Source organism: Bradyrhizobium sp. JHI2711 (assembly GCF_056156565.1).
The window spans coordinates 1,543,436-1,559,777 of record NZ_JBPZPT010000002.1; the positions used below are offsets into that span (position 1 = coordinate 1,543,436).

Annotated in this window: 15 protein-coding genes; 6 read left to right on the plus strand and 9 right to left on the minus strand. The window is 65.5% G+C overall.

The features are described from left to right. Positions 1–80 precede the first annotated feature (80 nt). From ACTEK7_RS19790 to ACTEK7_RS19800, 3 genes are all read right to left on the minus strand, one after another. Complete coding sequence (locus ACTEK7_RS19790) at positions 81–959, minus strand: SUMF1/EgtB/PvdO family nonheme iron enzyme (RefSeq protein ID WP_225146465.1); 879 nt, start codon at positions 957–959, stop codon at positions 81–83. Positions 960–1,017: 58 nt separating this feature from the next. Beyond that, the gene (nirK, locus tag ACTEK7_RS19795) at positions 1,018–2,115 is read right to left on the minus strand and encodes a copper-containing nitrite reductase (RefSeq protein ID WP_036022006.1); all 1,098 of its coding nucleotides are present in this window, start codon (positions 2,113–2,115) and stop codon (positions 1,018–1,020) included. Positions 2,116–2,417: 302 nt separating this feature from the next. Continuing rightward, entirely contained in the window at positions 2,418–2,618 is a 201-nt protein-coding gene (locus ACTEK7_RS19800; protein ID WP_035998787.1) for a hypothetical protein, read from the minus strand. A 165-nt stretch (positions 2,619–2,783) separates the two neighbouring features. On the opposite strand from ACTEK7_RS19800, the gene hemN reads away from it, so the two are divergent. Further along, complete coding sequence (hemN, locus tag ACTEK7_RS19805; protein WP_225146466.1) at positions 2,784–4,136, plus strand: oxygen-independent coproporphyrinogen III oxidase; 1,353 nt, start codon at positions 2,784–2,786, stop codon at positions 4,134–4,136. A 179-nt stretch (positions 4,137–4,315) separates the two neighbouring features. Continuing rightward, positions 4,316–4,513 carry a DUF1858 domain-containing protein gene (locus ACTEK7_RS19810; protein WP_035998817.1) on the plus strand — a complete coding sequence of 66 codons (198 nt, stop codon included), beginning with the start codon at positions 4,316–4,318 and terminating at the stop codon, positions 4,511–4,513. A gap of 105 nt (positions 4,514–4,618) precedes the next feature. On the opposite strand, the gene ACTEK7_RS19815 is transcribed toward ACTEK7_RS19810, so the two are convergent. After that, positions 4,619–5,329, minus strand: coding sequence for a Crp/Fnr family transcriptional regulator (locus ACTEK7_RS19815; RefSeq protein ID WP_036021991.1), 711 nt, complete (start codon positions 5,327–5,329; stop codon positions 4,619–4,621). 129 nt (positions 5,330–5,458) lie between these two features. On the opposite strand from ACTEK7_RS19815, the gene ACTEK7_RS19820 reads away from it, so the two are divergent. Continuing rightward, the gene (locus ACTEK7_RS19820; protein WP_225137479.1) at positions 5,459–6,670 is read left to right on the plus strand and encodes an NnrS family protein; all 1,212 of its coding nucleotides are present in this window, start codon (positions 5,459–5,461) and stop codon (positions 6,668–6,670) included. A gap of 2 nt (positions 6,671–6,672) precedes the next feature. Here the strand turns inward: ACTEK7_RS19820 and ACTEK7_RS19825 are convergent, their stop codons facing one another. After that, a complete protein-coding gene (locus ACTEK7_RS19825; protein WP_057028032.1) occupies positions 6,673–7,701 on the minus strand; it encodes an AraC family transcriptional regulator in 1,029 nt (342 codons plus the stop codon). Between the two features lie 199 nt (positions 7,702–7,900). Here ACTEK7_RS19825 and ACTEK7_RS19830 point away from each other — a divergent pair, with 199 nt between their 5' ends. Together ACTEK7_RS19830 and ACTEK7_RS19835 are read left to right on the plus strand one after the other, a co-directional pair. After that, the gene (locus tag ACTEK7_RS19830) at positions 7,901–8,521 is read left to right on the plus strand and encodes a response regulator transcription factor (protein WP_225146467.1); all 621 of its coding nucleotides are present in this window, start codon (positions 7,901–7,903) and stop codon (positions 8,519–8,521) included. 167 nt (positions 8,522–8,688) lie between these two features. Next, positions 8,689–10,368, plus strand: a complete 1,680-nt coding sequence (locus tag ACTEK7_RS19835) for a mucoidy inhibitor MuiA family protein (RefSeq protein ID WP_225146468.1) — start codon at positions 8,689–8,691, stop codon at positions 10,366–10,368. 172 nt (positions 10,369–10,540) lie between these two features. Here the strand turns inward: ACTEK7_RS19835 and ACTEK7_RS19840 are convergent, their stop codons facing one another. The 4 genes from ACTEK7_RS19840 to ACTEK7_RS19855 are packed head-to-tail and all read right to left on the minus strand — an operon-like array spanning position 10,541 to position 13,594. After that, positions 10,541–11,353 (minus strand): heme ABC transporter ATP-binding protein, encoded by an 813-nt coding sequence (locus tag ACTEK7_RS19840; RefSeq protein WP_225146469.1) that lies wholly within the window; start codon positions 11,351–11,353, stop codon positions 10,541–10,543. Further along, the gene (locus tag ACTEK7_RS19845; protein ID WP_225139238.1) at positions 11,350–12,435 is read right to left on the minus strand and encodes a FecCD family ABC transporter permease; all 1,086 of its coding nucleotides are present in this window, start codon (positions 12,433–12,435) and stop codon (positions 11,350–11,352) included. The genes ACTEK7_RS19840 and ACTEK7_RS19845 overlap by 4 nt, the downstream gene beginning before the upstream one ends. After that, positions 12,432–13,382: a heme/hemin ABC transporter substrate-binding protein gene (locus ACTEK7_RS19850; RefSeq protein ID WP_225146470.1), complete on the minus strand. Its 951-nt coding sequence runs from the start codon at positions 13,380–13,382 to the stop codon at positions 12,432–12,434. The genes ACTEK7_RS19845 and ACTEK7_RS19850 overlap by 4 nt, the downstream gene beginning before the upstream one ends. A gap of 5 nt (positions 13,383–13,387) precedes the next feature. Beyond that, positions 13,388–13,594 carry a hemin uptake protein HemP gene (locus tag ACTEK7_RS19855; RefSeq protein ID WP_035998834.1) on the minus strand — a complete coding sequence of 69 codons (207 nt, stop codon included), beginning with the start codon at positions 13,592–13,594 and terminating at the stop codon, positions 13,388–13,390. 262 nt (positions 13,595–13,856) lie between these two features. On the opposite strand from ACTEK7_RS19855, the gene ACTEK7_RS19860 reads away from it, so the two are divergent. After that, entirely contained in the window at positions 13,857–16,250 is a 2,394-nt protein-coding gene (locus ACTEK7_RS19860) for a TonB-dependent hemoglobin/transferrin/lactoferrin family receptor (RefSeq protein WP_225146471.1), read from the plus strand. Positions 16,251–16,342 lie beyond the last annotated feature (92 nt).

Genomic DNA, 16,342 nt, shown 5'->3' on the forward strand with positions numbered 1-16,342 from the left:
CATAAGCTTAGAGCAATTCCAAAGTATCTTTTAGACTCATTCTAATACTGAAGCGACGGTCATGGGAAATAATTGGCGCCCTATGATCCTGCCGGCCTCATCTTGCTCAGGCGCTGCGAGACGCTGGCCAGCCACGACCTCTCCTCGCGCACCAGGCGGAAGCCGAGATTGGCGGGCGGCACGCCCTGGGCGCAGCCGCCGGCACGGGCGTCGCGGATGAAGTCGGTGACATAGGCGCGGTGCGCACCCTCGGCGACGCGCACGCCGCAATTCACGGTCGCGCGGCCGCGATTGCCGGAATCATCGACACGCGAGCGCACGAAGCACGTCGCGGTCCACTCCCAGATATTGCCGGCGAGGTCTTCGACGCCATGCTCGTTCGGGCCGAACTTGCCGAAGCGATGAGCCGTGGTGTCGGAGAGGTCGCGTTCGGATTCGCGCTCATAGCGGCTGATCCAGCGCTTCGAAGGGTCGCTTGCATCGACCGGTACCCCGTCATCCCGGAATCTGGAGCCGGCGGCAAAGGCCCATTCCTCGTCGCTCGGCAGGCGGTATTGATGGCCGGTCTCGCGCGATAGCCAGCCTGCGTAGGCCTCGGCATCGTGCCAGCTCACCTGCACTGCTGGGCGATCGGGGGCGATTGCGACGTCGCGATCGAGTGCGCGGCAGGCGCCATCCTGCACGCAATGCTGATAGTCGGATGAAGCGACCTGATTCCGCATGATGCGCAGCGGCCGGTTGATCCGGATGGTGCGCATCGGCGCTTCCGCCTGCTGTCCGCCGCGGGTGAAATCGCCGGCCTCGCGATAGGCGAAGCTGCCCGGGGCGACCTCGACCAAGGCCGGCTCGCCGACGGCATGGCGCATCGTCAGCTCCGAGACCAGAGGCGCAACGGCCAGCGGCCCCGCAAGCCCGGCCGCGCAGGCAAGTGCCAGCTTGAGCTTGAATGCGATCAGCACAATCATTCCTCCGCAGAAGGAAAAAAGGGGCCGGCGATGACCGGCCCCTTCGTCGCGTCTAGTTAGTGCTGGCGGGAGGTATTTCGGCAGGCGCCTTCACTTGCATCATCAGATCGTCGTTCCACTTGCCTTCGACCTTGAAGTGCGCGGTGGCGCCGAGACTGGCCGCCTCGATCAGGTTATGCGTGACATAGGCGTAGATGCCGGGCTGCTGGAACTTGTACAGCGCAGCTCCCGCCGAGCCGCCGCGGATGAACCAGGTCTCGAGCCCGACCTCGGGCGCGTTGCCGAACTTGCCGGTCTCCCAGACATAGTCGCCGTGGCCACCGATCAGATGCGGACGGCTGTCGCGATTGGCCTGCGAGTGCACGATCAGCACGTTCTCGCCGACCTTCGCGGTGAGCGCGTTCTTGCCGGTGAGCGCGCCAACCTTGCCGTTGAACACGACATGGGTCGGGGTCAGCTTCTTCATCACCTCTTCGGTCTCGGTGAAGGCTTCGCCCGGCGATTCGTAGGACTTGAAGTTGCCCTTCTCGTCGCGCGGCACGTACATGTCCTGCTCGCCGATATAGTAGACCTTGTCGTATTTCAGCGCGCGGCCCTTGCCGTCGTTCAGCCCCTCACGCGGCAGCACCATCACGGCACCGTTCATGCCCGAGACGACGTGCCAGGGGGTCATCGGGCCGCCCGGTGCGCAGTGATACACGAACACGCCGGTCTTGGTCGCCTTCCAGCGCAGCACGACCTGCTCGCCGGGATTGATGAGCGTGAGCTCGCCGCCGCCGAGCGCGCCGGTCGCGGAATGGAAGTCGATGTTGTGCGGCATGGTGTTCGTCGCGGGATTGACTAGCGTCAGCTCGACATAGTCACCCTCGTGCACGACCATGAGCGGGCCCGGCATCGAGCCGTTGAACGTCATCGCCTGGAAGGTGGTGCCCTTGTCGTCGATAACGAATTTCTTCTCCTCGATCGTCATCCTGAACTCGACGATCTTGGGGCCCTGTGTCGTGGCCTGCTCGTGCGCGTGCACGAAGGGCGGAGCGACCAGCTCTACCTTCTGACGCGGCAGCTTGAGATCGCCGGCGGCGAAAGCCGGGATCGCCAACATCAGGGCGGTCGCGGCGGCGCTGATCAATGCGGCTCTGCGGGTGAACATCGGAAGCATCCTTCATCTGAAATGGTTTTGATGACGGAGTGCAGTGTGCGCCGATTGCGGCAAGCGTGTTTGTGCTGCGACAAGCTTCCGCCGGATTCGCGTTCGGCAACATGACCTAGATTTCTCGAAGGAGCGGGATCGGCGATGGCAACTCACCGCGTCCGCAGGCGCGATGCCGATCGAGGCCGAGCGTCAACTCAGCGGCAACTCGTTTGCATGTTCAAGCTGGATGACGATCTCGGTTGCCCCGCTCATGCGCGTGGACGAGATCGCAAGACAGGCCTTGGCGAAGGCGCGTCCGTTCAGAGCAGGTTCACGGCGAGCCAGACCAATCCCCAGATCGCCAATGACAGCGCGACGAAGACGGCGATCGCGGCCGCCAGGGCGCGCACCGCGCCGGCGGGGGCCGGCGCGGCCGGGGCCGGCCGGAAGTCGTCGAAACGCGGGATATGGCCGCGGACGTCGAGCAGGGAGAGAATGAGTTCGAGTGCGAAAAGCCTCATGGCGAACGCTCCGGATGGCCGCGATTTTTTCTCACCATGGCCGGGAACCGGTATCCGCGCTTTGCGCGAGCGCAAAGCCGCGTCCGCCGATCCGGGTTATTTGAATTCATTCCGTGATTTGCCGCGATGTCTCGCGCGCGGCGGGCATTTACGAATGGGTAACTTATGAGAGCTGATCTTGCGGCGATCTACGGCGAGGAACGCCTGCCACGCTATACCAGCTATCCGACCGCACCGCATTTCACGCCGGCGATCGGTCCGGACGCCTATGCCCGCTGGCTGGCGGAGCTGCCCGTGGCCGCCAGCGCCTCGCTCTATCTGCACGTGCCGTTCTGCCGCGAGATGTGCTGGTACTGCGGCTGCCATACCCAGATCGTCCGCCGCGACGAACTGATCGCCGGCTACCAGCGGACGCTACGCAGAGAGATCGCGCTGACGGCCGAAACCATCGGCCACCGCATCAAGGTCGAGCACATTCATTTCGGCGGCGGTACGCCGACGATCATGGCGCCGGACGCCTTTGCCGAGCTGATGGCGACGATGCGCCAGGAATTCTTCGTGCTGCCCTCGGCGGAAATCGCGGTCGAGATCGATCCCCGTACATTGAGCGCGGACATGGTCGAGGCGATGCGGCTCTCCGGCGTCAACCGCGCGAGCCTCGGCGTGCAGAGCTTCGACCCGGTGGTGCAGCGGGCGATCAACCGTGTGCAGAGCTTCGCGCAGACGGCCTCCGTGGTCGAGATGCTCCGCGGCGCTGCGATCGAGGGTGTCAACTTCGACCTGATCTACGGACTGCCGCACCAGACAGTGGCTTCGTGCCTGGAGACGGTGCGACGCAGCCTCGCGCTTTCACCCAGCCGCTTCTCGGTGTTCGGCTATGCTCACGTGCCAGCCTTCAAGAAGCACCAGCGCATGATCAATGAAGGCGTGTTGCCCGACGGCCTTGCGCGCCACGACCAGGCCTGCGCCATCGCCAATGCCTTGAAAGAGGCCGGCTACGTGCAGATCGGGCTCGATCATTTCGCGCGGCCCGACGATGCCATGGCCGTGGCGTTCGAGCAGGGCACGCTGCGGCGCAACTTCCAGGGCTACACCTCCGACCGGAGCGAAGTCCTGCTCGGCTTCGGCGCCAGCGCGATTGGGCACCTGCCGCAGGGCTATGTCCAGAACGAGGTGCAGATCGGCGCCTATTCGCAGAGCATCGCTGCCGGCCGCCTCGCCACCGCGAAGGGTTACGGCCTCACCGATGACGACCGGCTGCGCGCCGACATTATCGAACGCATCATGTGCGAGTTCGGTGCCGATCTCGGTGACATCTGCGCGCGCCATGGCGCGGAGGCCGGCGCCATGCTGAAATCTGCCTCGCGTCTGAAGCCGCTGATTTCCGACGGCGTCGTGAGGGTGGAGGGCGATCGACTCGCTGTCGCCAAGGACTCGCGCTTCCTGGTCCGCAGCGTCGCCGCTGCGTTCGATGCGCATCTGGATCCAGGCAAGCAGTTGCACAGTCGGGCGGTGTAGCCCCCCGTCATTCCGGGGCGCGCCTCTTGGCGCGAACCCGGAATCCATTTCACTGCACTGGTTGCTGCTCGATGGATTCCGGGTTCGCGCTACGCGCGCCCCGCAATGACGAGCCAGCTTGCGCTCCAACAAAGAAACTCGGTCCCGCGTCGCTATCGTCGATCGGAATGGAGTTGTCCATGTCCTTCCGATCCGACGATCTGGTCGATGACATCATGCATTCGGCGCCGCACACGATCCGCGTGTTTCTCGCCTTCAGGATGGCTTGCGTCGGCTGTCCGATCGCGACCTTCCACACGGTCGATGACGCCTGCCGCGAGCATGGCATTGACCGCGACAAGTTCCTCGCCGCGCTGATCGAGTGCGTGCCGGCGTGAAACGATCAGGAATCGCGCAGGTGTGCGTGGGTTCCCGGATGATGAGCGCGCTTTCGCCGTAAGCGGAAGCGCGCCTCATCCCTGACTTGAGCAGAGAGGTGTCTCTCACGCCGTGCCGCTGTCGACGCTCCGCTCCGCCAGAACCACAATCTTGTGCGGCTCGCGCAGAATGATGCGCTGGCGGCCGCTCTCGACCAAGCCCTGGCTCTCCCAGCCGCTCAGGATGCGGCTGACGGTGTGCAGCGTGGTGCCCGTCATCTGCGCGATGTCCTGGCGGCTGATCGGGAAGTCGATCTCGATGCCGTGGTCGAGCTTCTTGCCGGATTGCTTGGCGAGGCGAAGCAGCGCGTGCGCGACGCGTTGCTCGACCTGCTGGGTCGACATTTCCAGGATGCGGGTGTGACTTTCCTGCAGCCGCGTGCCGACGGTCTGGAGCGTGTTGGCGGCAAGCGCCGGAAACCGCTCGACCAGCCGCGGCCAGGCCGAAGTCGGCCAGATCAGCACGACGCTGTCGTCGACCGCCATGGCCGTCGCCGGATACCGCGCGGCTCCGATCGCCATCGCGAGCCCGAACGTCTCGCCGGGCGTGACATAGCGCACCACGATCTGCTCGCCGGCAGGTGTGGTCTTGGCCGCGCGGACATGGCCGTGCAGCAGCAGGAAGAAGGACTGCGCGTCCGCCCCCTGCTCGAAGATCGCACTGTTCTTGGGATAGCGCGCCGAGCGGGCCTCACGCAGGATCTCGTCGAGAGCTTCCGGCGTCATCCCCGCAAACAGCGGCAAATGCGCAACCAGCGATGTGTCGACCTTGGCCATTCTGCCTCCCCTGGCATCAGGGAGTGTGATGGCACCTGCAATCGTCAGGTAGTTTGCGTTAGCGCAAAACGAGGCCGCCCGGTGGCAGTATTTTTCCAAGCAACAGTCTGATTTGATTGGAGTTGACCCATGGCTGGCGCCCGATCCCGCAACTTTACGGGCTGGCCGCTGTTTGCGAACAGCTTTCGCCCCTTTTTCCTGCTCGCCGCAATCCAGGCGGCGTTGTCGATCCTGGTCTGGCTGCCGATGTTCTACGGCGAATTGTCGGTGAGTTCCGCATTCGCGCCGCGCGATTGGCACATCCACGAGATGCTCTATGGCTTCCTGCCGGCCGTCATCACCGGCTTCCTCTTCACCGCCATCCCGAACTGGACGGGGCGCCTGCCGATCCAGGGCGCGCCGCTCGCAGGCTTGGTGACGGTCTGGCTTGCCGGACGCGTCGCGGTGACGCTGTCGGCGAATACCGGTTGGACGTTTGCACTGGTCGTCGATGCCGCGTTCCTGGCATTGGTCGTTGCCGCCGCAACGCGCGAGATCATCGCGGGCGGCAACTGGCGCAACCTGCCGGTGGTGGGGCTGGTGCTGGTTCTGCTCGCCGGCAACGTCGCCTTCCATGTCGAGACGCATTACGCAGGCGCGGCCGACGTCAGCATCCGCGTCGGCATCGGCGTGGTCGTCCTGCTGATCGGCTTGATCGGCGGCCGCATCATTCCGAGCTTCACCCGCAACTGGCTGGTCAAGTTCAATCCCGGCCGCCTGCCGGTGCCGTTCGGACGATTCGATGGCGCGGTGATCGGCTTGAGCGCGCTGGCGCTGATCGCATGGATCGCGGCACCGCTGAACATGATCACCGGCGTCGCGATGGCGGCAGTCGGCGTGCTGCATCTGGTTCGGCTTGCACGCTGGGCCGGCGACCGCACTACGCGGGAGCGGCTGCTGCTGATCCTGCATGTCGGTTATGTCTTCGTGCCGCTCGGCTTCATCCTGAACGCTGTGGCCGCCTTCGGCGAGCTGCCGCCGAGCGCCGGCATCCATGCCTGGATGGCGGGTGCTGCGGGAACGATGACGCTCGCGGTGATGACCCGCGCCAGCCTCGGCCATACCGGACAGGCGCTGACGGCTTCGCCGGCGGTCCAGGCAATCTATGCTGCAATCGTCATCGCGGCTCTGGCCCGAATCGGTGCCGTCGTGTTGCCCGCGTATGGCGACGTGCTGCTGTACGTCGCTGCCTGCGGCTGGATCCTCGCCTTCCTCGGATTTGCCGTCGCGTTCGGTCCGCTGCTCGCCGGCAGCGGGCGGCGGGCGCTCGCCACGATGGGCGTGCCCGCCCCCGCGCGCTGAAGTCAGGCTGCACCTGCCGAGGGCGGTGCGGAGCGAGGCCGCACGCCCTTGCGCCAATCGGTGATGGTGCAGCCGAAGCGGCCGCGAAACCAGCGCGCCATGGCGCTCTGCGCGGAGAAGCCGAGCTGCACCGCGATGTCGGCCAGCGGCCGGGTGTGATCCTCGATCAGCTCGACCACGAGATCGGCGCGCTGCGCGTCCAGGATGGCCGAGAAGCTGGTGCCCGATGCGGCGAGGCGGCGGTGGATGGTGCGGCGGGTGCAGGCCAGATGCTCGGCGACGCGCTCGACCGTGCAATCGCCGCTGGCGAGCAGGGTCCGCACCACCTCGTCGACCTTCGCCTCCCAGCTTGCCGGCCTGCTCTCGATCGCCTCGATCCGCTTGCGCAAGTAACTCGCGATCAAGGGATGCGCGCTTGGGATCCGGCGCTGCATGTCGTGCGCCGACAACAGGATCGCATCGTCGTCCGCATTGAAGATCACCCGGCAGCCGAAGAAGTCGCGGTAACGCTTGCGGTCGAGCGGCGGCGGGTAGTGCAGATGCACTTCCAGCGGCCGCCAATCGCCTCCGAACAGCGACTGGATGATGCGCTGAACGCTGCCGAGCGCCATGTCGATCGACTGCCGCGGCGCGCGCGGCTGCCGGCCGCGCAAATGCAGCGTGATGGTCACGGTCCGCTCGTCACGCGTGACGTCGAGCCGCATGCCGTCGTGATGGATATGGATGAAGCGCGAAAACGCCTCGATCGCTTCGCCGACGGTCGCCTGTTCGCGCACGATCAGGCCGACCGCGCCGAAATTGGTGAGGCCGCCGCGCTCGGCGAGACGCAGGCCGAAATCCTCTGCACCGGACGCCTTTGCCGATAGTTCGAGCAGGCGGCGCAGGCCGGTGACGGCGATGGGGATGTCGGGCTGGTCGAGGCAGGCCAGCGGGAGCCTGACCTTGCGCATCATCTGGCTGGGGTCCAGCCCGACCGACCGCGCGACCTCGGGATAACAGCTCAAGCCTGCGCTGCGAATGAGGTCGGTCATGCAAACCGTTCCTGCCAGCCATACCCGCAGATGTCCCGAAATGTAAAGTTTCTGTCTCAATGCGTCAAATCGGGGAACCCGATGGCGCATACATAAGGAAAACCGATGCACTGGCGTGAATGCCGTGCGCATTGACGGCGGGCGCGACGGGGCCCGGCCGTCTCGGGCCATTTGACCAAGACATTGCTGGATCGGGACTATGCCGGGGAACATGCTTTCCAAGGGCGAGGTATTCGTCATCGACACTGACGCCGCCTCCCGCGAACAACTTTCCGCCGCGCTCGAACAGAGCGCCTATGACGTGATCTGCTTCGCCGATGGTGCCTCTCTGCTCTCGGAAGCCAAGACGCGGATGCCGGCCTGTGTGCTGCTGGAGATGCCGCCGGATCGCTCCGCTCTCGAGGTGCTCAGGCAGCTGCGCGAGGAGAATTGCATGGCGCCGGTGCTGGTGACGTCGGCGAATGGCAGCATCGCCATGGCGGTTGACGCCATCAAGAGCGGCGCGACCGACTTCATCGAAAAGCCGTTCCGCACCCACGACATCGTCAACCGGATCGATGCCGCCATCGATCAATTCGCGCAACCCGGGGCGATCCGGCAACGCTGGCTGCCGGGCTGTGAGCCTCTGACCGCGCGCGAAGCCGACGTGCTCGAGCATCTTGCCGCCGGCCTCACCAACAAGGGGATCGCCCGGCGGATGCATCTGAGCGCGCGGACGGTCGAAGGTTACCGCGCCAGCGTCCTGAAGAAGGCCGGCGCCAAGAACGTGACCGATCTGCTCCGGCGCATTTTCGGCCAGGGCTCGCCGACCCAGGCCTGAAGCCGCCCGGACCACCGAGCGTTCCACAGACATGGTGCCGCCGCGGCGGCGCCCCACGGAAGTCTCAATCGAACCGGTTCCTTCCCTGCCGCGTCCAACCACGATGGCGAGGCATTTCATCGCGCGCGTCCGGCTGGCGGCGCGGCGATACCGGCAGGAGGGACTTTATGCGCATCACCGCAGGATATTTGGCAACCACGGGCCTGGTCCTGGTGACCACGGCGCTCGCATCGCCGTTATGGGCGGCCAATGTGGACGCCAATTCGACGATCGACACGGTCACCGTCTATCCCGACGGTGCCACCGTCACCCGCGTCATTTCGCTAGCTCTCGCCTCCGGCGATTCGACATTGGTGGCCAAGGATTTTCCGCTCTCGCTCGATCCATCTTCCCTCCGCGTCGAAGGCGAGGCGGGCGCCAAGCTCACCATCGGCACGATCGATGCACGCCCACCGAAGGCCGCGCCGCCGGTCAACCTGCCCGAGCTCGACAAGCGCATCGAAGCGCTGAGGGATCAACGGGCCGACCTGCAGGGTGCGATCGACTCGGCCAATGCCCGGCGCAAGTTCGCGCAGCATTTTGCCGAGGCGTCGCCGGCCGGCCTCGGCGAGAAGGGCGAGGCGCGCCCGATTGCTGAATGGCGCGCGGCCTTTGCCGCGGTCGCCGAGGAGATCGCGACCGCCGACAGCGCAATTCGCGATGCCACGCGAAAACAGCGCGAGCTCGACCGCCAGATCGCGCAACTGGAAGCCGAGCGCTCGGCCAAGCCGCCGAGCAAGCTGGAAGTGCGGATCGACGTCGCCTCGGCCGCCGCGACCAAGGCGACGCTGCGCGTGACCTATGCCGTGCGCAACGCGCGCTGGGTGCCGCTCTACGATGCGCGGCTCGATACCGGCGCCAAGGATCGCAAGCCGCAGCTCGAACTGGTTCGTCGCGCCGAGGTGACTCAGGCCACCGGCGAGGACTGGTCGAACGTGACGCTCGGCGTCTCCACCGTGCGCATCAGCCGCGGCGGCAGTGCTCCGGAGCTGCATTCGCTGATCGCGCAATATCCACAAGTGCCGAAGCCCATGGCCCTTGGCACGGCCTCGGATCTAGCGCGGCCTGCGCCAACTGTTCGCCAGCGCTCGTACGAGCCCATGTCCAAGGCTGCCGAAGCGACCGAGTTGCGCGAGCGCGCCGACGAGCAACAGGCCGTCGCCGAGATCGGCGATTTCCAGGCCACCTTCAGGATTCCCGGCCGCGTCAGCCTCGGCGCCGCCGACGGTGCCAAGAGCCTACGTATCGCTTCGGTGAATGTGCCCGCCGATCTCGCGGTGCGCGCCGCGCCGGTGCTGGATCCGACCGCATTCCTGGAAGCCAGCTTCAAACAGACCGACGACACGACCCTGCTGCCGGGCAAGGTCGCGATCTATCGCGACGGCACCTTCGTCGGCCGCGGCAAGATCACGGCGTCCACCAAGGACGACATCGTGCGGCTCGGGTTCGGCGCCGACGACAAGGTCAAGATCGAACGCGCCGTGCTCAAGCGCAACGAAGGCTCGGCAGGCCTCCTGGTCACGACGTCGAAGACCGACGAGCGTTCGTTCAAGACCACGATCCGCAACGGGCATGATTTTCCGATTCGCGTCGCGATCGAGGATCAGCTGCCGGTCAGCGAGAACGAGGACATCGTCGTCGAGATGCTGCCCTCGAGCACCCAGCCGACCGCCAACAACATCCGCGACAAGCGCGGCGTGCTGGAATGGTCGTTCGACGCCAAGCCCGGCGAGGCCCGCGACATCAACTTCGCCTGGCGCATCCGCTGGCCGAAGGACAAGAGCATGGTGATCGTCCCGGCGGGCTGATTTCCTGCACAGGTGGCGCAGCTTCACCTCGCCCCGCTTGCGGGGAGAGGTCGGATTGCATCGAAGATGCAATCCGAGTGAGGGGGTACAGGTCTCTCGACCATCTCGCGTGTGGAGAGAGGCCCCTCACCCCACCCCTCTCCCCGTAAGAACGGGGCGAGGCAGCGCACCTTCACCGTGGCGGCAGTTCAGCTTGCCCCGCAACCCGCATCGACTGCGGCAGCACAAACGGCACGCCGTCAACCTGATGCACGTCCGCGTCGATCTCGAAAATATCCCGGATCCTCTCCCGCGTGACGACCTCGGCGCGCGGACCGTCCGCGGCGAGCCTGCCGCCGGCCAGCACGACCAGGCGGTCGGCAAAGCGGATCGCGAGGTTGAGATCGTGCAGGATCGCGATCACGGCGGTGCCGGCAGCCGCGCGGCGGCGGGCCGCCTCGACGAGGTCGATCTGGTGGCGCAGATCGAGGCTCGAGGTCGGCTCGTCCAGCAGCAAGAGCCCGGGGCCGTGCTTGGCCTCGCCGCAGGCGAGCTGCACCAGCACGCGGGCGAAATGAGCGCGCTGCTGCTCGCCGCCCGACAGCGTCGGCAATTGCCGCTCGCGGAAATGCGACAGTCCGACCTCGTCCAGCGCGGCGTCGACGAGCGGGCCGGCCTCGCGCCAGCTGCGCTCGCCCGCGCCCATCAGCACGATCTCCTCGACGGTGAAGGGGAAGGTGACGTTGATGTGCTGGGACAGCATCGCGCGGCGCGCGGCGAGCTCGCGCGGCGCGAAGCTGCCGATGTCGCGCTGCTTGAGCCGCACCTCGCCGGCGCTCGGGCGGAGATCGCCGGAGAGCAGCCGCAGTAGCGTCGACTTGCCGGCGCCGTTCGGGCCGATGATGGCGATCATCTCGCCGGCCGCAACCGTTAGGCCGACGCCGTCAAGCAATGTCGCGCGGCCGGCGCGCTTGCCTAGGTGTCGTGCATCGAGCACTGCGGTCATAGCGCGGCGAGCCCGCGCTGCCGCAGCAGGATGAAGAGAAAGACGGGTGCGCCGACGGCCGCCGTCAGGATGCCGATCGGCATCTCCGCGGGCGCCACGATGGTCCGCGCCAGCGTGTCGGCCCCGACCATCAGGATCGCGCCTGATAGCACCGAGGCCGGCAGCAGCAGGCGATGCGCCGGGCCGATCACGAGACGGAGCAGATGCGGCACGACGATGCCGACGAAGCCGATCACGCCGCTGATCGACACCGCGACGCCGGTCATGGCCGAGACCATCACGATCGAGATCCGCTTCAGGCGCTCGACGTCGACGCCGCCGTGAAAGGCGTCGGCCTCGCCGAGCACCAGCAGGTCGAGGCCGCGCGCGATGAAGGCGCAGCCTGCGAGTCCGGCAATGAGCACCGGCGCGAGCACGGCGGCCTTGGTCCAGGTCGCGCCGCTCATCGAGCCCAGCATCCAGAACGTGATGTCGCGCAGCTGACGGTCATCGGCGATGAATACCAGCAGGCCAATGCCCGCATTGGCAATCGCGGTGATGGCGACGCCGGCGAGCAGGAAGATCGCGATCGAGGTGCGTCCCGAGCGGCTGGAGATGCCGTAGAGGATTGTGGTGGTCGCCAGCGAACCTGCGAAGGCCGCGAGGGGCAACAGCTCGGTCTGGAGAAAGCGCAGCGCCTCGCCGAAGCGGGAATCGGTGAAGACGATCGCGCTCGCGGCTGCGAGCGCGCCGCCACTGGAGACGCCGACCAGGGCGGGATCGGCGAGCGGGTTGCGAAACAGCCCCTGCATGATCGCGCCGGCCGCGGCAAGCAGGCCGCCGATCATCGCCGCCGCCGCGATCCGGGGAATGCGGATCGACCACAGCACGAGCTGGTCGCGGGCCGTCATGGCCGCGCTTTCGCCGGCCAAGCCCAGCGCGGCTGGCAGCCGGGAGAGCGGGATGCCGGCGGCGCCGACCGTCAGGGCGGCGATCGCGGTGACCAGGAGCACCACGAGCAGAAGGGGAATCGCGAACGATGCTGCTCGCCGTCCCGCGCTGTGTCGCGGGCTCTGTGTTTCGATCCCGGCGGCCACGCTCATTGCCGGCAATTCGCCGTCGACAGCGCCGACGCGAACGCGCCGCCCTCGGCCAAGGCCGGATAGAGCTTGACTGAGAGATCGCGCGCCGCTGCCGCGGTGCGCGGCCCGAAGCCGAGCAGATAAAGCCCATCCATGGTGATGAAGCTCTTGTTGGCCGCGACCGGCGTCAGCGCAAAGCCGGGGTGCGTGTAGACTGCATCGGCCTGCAGCGAATCCTTGCCGCGCTCGATCGACAGCACGACATCGGGCTTTGCGGCCACGATCGCCTCGTCGCTGATGACCTTGTAACCATCGTAATCCTCGACCGCGTTGCCCGCGCCCGCGAGCTGGATGATCTCATCCGCCGCGGTCTTGTGGCCCGCCACCATCGCCCGCCCGTTCTGGAGCGACATCACGAACATCACCCGCACCGGCTTCGTCACCTTGGCGCGCAGGGCACGGAGCTGTGCAAGATCGGCGCCGACCGCGGCGCTGAGACATTCGGCACGCGCATCGACGCCCATGGCGTGGCCGACCAGCTTGATCTTCTCGATCAGGCCTTCCTCGGAAAAGGTCTCGGGCACCAGCACCAGCGGCACCTTCGCCGTCTCCAGGATGTCCATGGTCTCGCGTGGGCCCGAGCCCTGGATCGCCAGGATCAGCGTCGGGTTGAGACCGAGCACGCCTTCGGCCGAGATCTGGCGCACGTAGCCGACATTCGGCTTGTCTTGCAGTGCCGCCGCCGGATAGAGGCTCGTCGTGTCGACGCCGACCAGCCGGCTTTCCAATCCCAGCGCATAGAGGATCTCGGTGATGGCGCCGCCGATCGACACCGTGCGGGCAAAATCGGTAACAGTGACGTCGCGATTGCGTGCGTCATGCACAATGATGCCCGCGGCGTGAGCGATAGACGCGAACGCGAGTCCGCCGGAGAGCAGGAGACGGGCGAGGGTGCGGCAACATGTCATTGCAGTTACTTCGTCAGGATCAGCTTGTTCTGCGAGGTCAGGCGGAGACGATAGCTGTCCTCGCCATGCGCAATGATGATCTCGCGCTCGGCGGCAAACAGCTCGCGGCTATCGATGCGGCTGCCGCGCATGGTGAGAGTTCGCGTTGCTGCAGAAGGGCTTTGTGCCCGTCCTGCCGCGCTGCCGCTGCTGTCTCCTGATGTGGCTGACATTGTCGGTGTGATGCGCTTTCGAAAGCTGGAGTACCGCTCGTTTGTACAGGTGGCGCCAAGCGCATTCCAACCATCGCAGTTTACAATCGATATAAACTGTAACCCGATGTCATTGACCGTCAGAGTGTTGCCACGTAACGATTTCTCACAGCGGGGAACTCGCCCGCCTCTTGAGACAATCAGCCAGCCAGTCGCTCGCGTTGCGAGCGCGCGCCAGCCAGACGACATCAAAAACTAAAGTGAAGTGCAGGCTGGGGCTGATATGGCTGACGGGGCTAGGTATTCGCGCGCCCTGATTTTGGGCGCGTCGGTGGTTTCAATTGCGGCAATGACGGCGGAGGGCAGTCTCGCGCAGACCGCATCGCCGCAGAGTGAAAACGCGTCGTCGGACAGGCCGAAGCAGGCCAAGCGTAAGCCGGCGCCGCAAGTTGCGCAGCAGGCCGCGCCGGAGGTGATGAACGCCCGCGCCCAGGCCGGCGGCGCAGCGCCGGTGCAAACGCTCGATGCGATTACGGTCGCGGCAACGAAGACCGAGGAGCGTGCCGTGGATGCGCTGGCACCGGTCAGCGTCGTGACCTCGGCGCAGATCGAGGGACGTCAGGCCAGCACGGTTGGTGACCTCATCTATAATGTGCCGGGCGTATGGGTTCAGAATCGCGGCGACGAGCCGTCGACCTCGATCAACATTCGCGGCTTGCAGGATTTCGGCCGCGTTGCTGTCGTCGTCGATGGCGCGCGGCAGAACTATCAGCGCACAGGCCACTTCGCCAACGGCTCCTTCTTCCTCAATCCGGAGCTGATCAGCGGCATCGACATCGTGCGCGGCCCGACCGCGAACATCTACGGCTCCGGCGCGATCGGCGGCGTGGCCTCGTTCCGCACCAAGGACATCGAGGACGTTGTCCGCGCGGGAGAGCGCTGGGGTGTCGACGTAAAAACCATCCTCGGCAGCAATTACGGACGTGCACTCGGATCCGCGTTTGGCGGTGTTCACGTCAATCCGAATGTCGACGTGTTCGCAGGCGGCACCTATTCGACGCAGGAGAGCTACAAGGACGGCACCGGCTTCGAGGTCGCCAATACCGGCAATCGGCTCAGCAGCGGCATCGCCAAGCTGACGGTGCGGCCGGCGGACGGCCACGAGGTAAAGCTCGGCGCCATCTTTCAGGAAGACATCTACAGTCTGGGCCAGCCGCCGCGACGCGCCGGCGATCCCAATTCGACCAATGCGAACGGCACGAACAATCTGAACGGCACGTCCATCTACGCCTCCAACGTGAAGAATTACACCACGACGCTCGGCTGGAAATACTCGCAGCCGGATGATCAGTGGTTCGACTGGGATGCGAAGATCTACTGGAATCGCACCGAGAACGACCAGACTAAGACCAGGCACACCACCACGACGCCGTCAGTTTATTGCGGTGGCGTGCCGGGCAATGCCGTTTCGGGGTGCATCGGGAGCAACCGCGGATATCTGCTCGATACGATCGGTATCGACGTGCACAACACAACACGCTTCGAAACGGGAAGCTGGCGCCACGCGGTGACTTACGGTCTGGATGCGTTCCAGGACAAAGTATCTACCCAGGATAGGACGGGTACCGGCGAAGTGACTACGCCGGGCGGCCAGCGCACGGTGTCTGGCGGCTTCGTGCAGTGGAGGGCGAACTACACCTCGATGCTCGAGGTGATCGGTGCGCTCCGTTACGACAATTATCAGCTTTCCTCGGCATCCTCGTCGTCGGGCGGCGATCGCCTCTCGCCGAAGATCACCGTTGCTCTCGTTCCGACCGCGGTCGTGACCCCCTATGCCAGCTACGCGGAAGGCTATCGGGCGCCCTCGATCACGGAGACGCTGGTGAGCGGGCCACATGCCGGCGCGACGGTCAACGACTCGTTCTTCCGCTGTCCGTCTGGCACGCCGGGACCGGGCGCGGACTCGACCTTCTGCTTCGTGCCCAATCCAAACCTGCGCCCCGAGGTCGGCAAGAACAAGGAGATCGGTTTCAATATCAAGAAGAACGATCTGTTCACGGCGGGCGACACGCTGCGCGGCAAGATCAACGTGTTCCGCAACGACATCAGCGACTTCATCGATCAGGTCGCTTACGGAAACCCGCTCGTGGTCCCGACCGGGCCGCCGCCGGCACCTTCGATCACGGTGCTCCCGTTCCTGCAGTATCAGAACGTGGCGTCCGCACTCATACAAGGCGTCGAGGCCGAGGCGATGTATGACGCGAACCTGTGGTTCTTCGGCCTCTCCGGGACCTATCAGAGCGGAAAGAATCTGCAGACCGGCTTCGGCCTCTACAGCATTCCGCCGCAGAAGATCACGACGACGGCCGGCGTGCGTCTGCTCGACCGCACCCTCATCCTTTCGATGATGTGGACGTCGGCAATCGCCAACTACGACATCCCCAGGACCTACACGCCCGCGACGTCGTACGATCTCGTCAATCTTTACGCGCAGTATCACCCGACGCCCGATCTCACGCTCAACTTCTCCGTCGAGAACCTCTTCAACCGCTACTATCGTCCGTACGCCATTCCGGTCGGTAGCACGGGCGACACGCAAAACGACGTGAAGTGGGCGAGCGCCGGCGCTGGGCTCGTGATCAAGGGAGGTCTCAAATACCACTTTGGCGGCACCTGAGGAAGACACCGCAGGTTATGCCTTGCTGATCTCGAAGGCCACGCTGATGCGTCAGCGTGGCTTTCGACCCGTTCTGAAATATCCGGTCGGCA

Excerpts from the sequence above, each read along its gene's own strand:
- ACTEK7_RS19850 (WP_225146470.1), bottom strand. The coding sequence starts at position 13,382 with ATGACATGTTGCCGCACCCTCGCCCGTCTCCTGCTCTCCGGCGGACTC.
- hemN (WP_225146466.1), top strand. The coding sequence starts at position 2,784 with ATGAGAGCTGATCTTGCGGCGATCTACGGCGAGGAACGCCTGCCACGC.
- ACTEK7_RS19845 (WP_225139238.1), bottom strand. The coding sequence starts at position 12,435 with ATGAGCGTGGCCGCCGGGATCGAAACACAGAGCCCGCGACACAGCGCG.
- ACTEK7_RS19840 (WP_225146469.1), bottom strand. The coding sequence starts at position 11,353 with ATGACCGCAGTGCTCGATGCACGACACCTAGGCAAGCGCGCCGGCCGC.
- ACTEK7_RS19820 (WP_225137479.1), top strand. The coding sequence starts at position 5,459 with ATGGCTGGCGCCCGATCCCGCAACTTTACGGGCTGGCCGCTGTTTGCG.
- ACTEK7_RS19825 (WP_057028032.1), bottom strand. The coding sequence starts at position 7,701 with ATGACCGACCTCATTCGCAGCGCAGGCTTGAGCTGTTATCCCGAGGTC.
- ACTEK7_RS19810 (WP_035998817.1), top strand. The coding sequence starts at position 4,316 with ATGTCCTTCCGATCCGACGATCTGGTCGATGACATCATGCATTCGGCG.
- nirK (WP_036022006.1), bottom strand. The coding sequence starts at position 2,115 with ATGTTCACCCGCAGAGCCGCATTGATCAGCGCCGCCGCGACCGCCCTG.
- ACTEK7_RS19815 (WP_036021991.1), bottom strand. The coding sequence starts at position 5,329 with ATGGCCAAGGTCGACACATCGCTGGTTGCGCATTTGCCGCTGTTTGCG.
- ACTEK7_RS19800 (WP_035998787.1), bottom strand. The coding sequence starts at position 2,618 with ATGAGGCTTTTCGCACTCGAACTCATTCTCTCCCTGCTCGACGTCCGC.
- ACTEK7_RS19855 (WP_035998834.1), bottom strand. The coding sequence starts at position 13,594 with ATGTCAGCCACATCAGGAGACAGCAGCGGCAGCGCGGCAGGACGGGCA.
- ACTEK7_RS19835 (WP_225146468.1), top strand. The coding sequence starts at position 8,689 with ATGCGCATCACCGCAGGATATTTGGCAACCACGGGCCTGGTCCTGGTG.
- ACTEK7_RS19860 (WP_225146471.1), top strand. The coding sequence starts at position 13,857 with ATGGCTGACGGGGCTAGGTATTCGCGCGCCCTGATTTTGGGCGCGTCG.
- ACTEK7_RS19830 (WP_225146467.1), top strand. The coding sequence starts at position 7,901 with ATGCCGGGGAACATGCTTTCCAAGGGCGAGGTATTCGTCATCGACACT.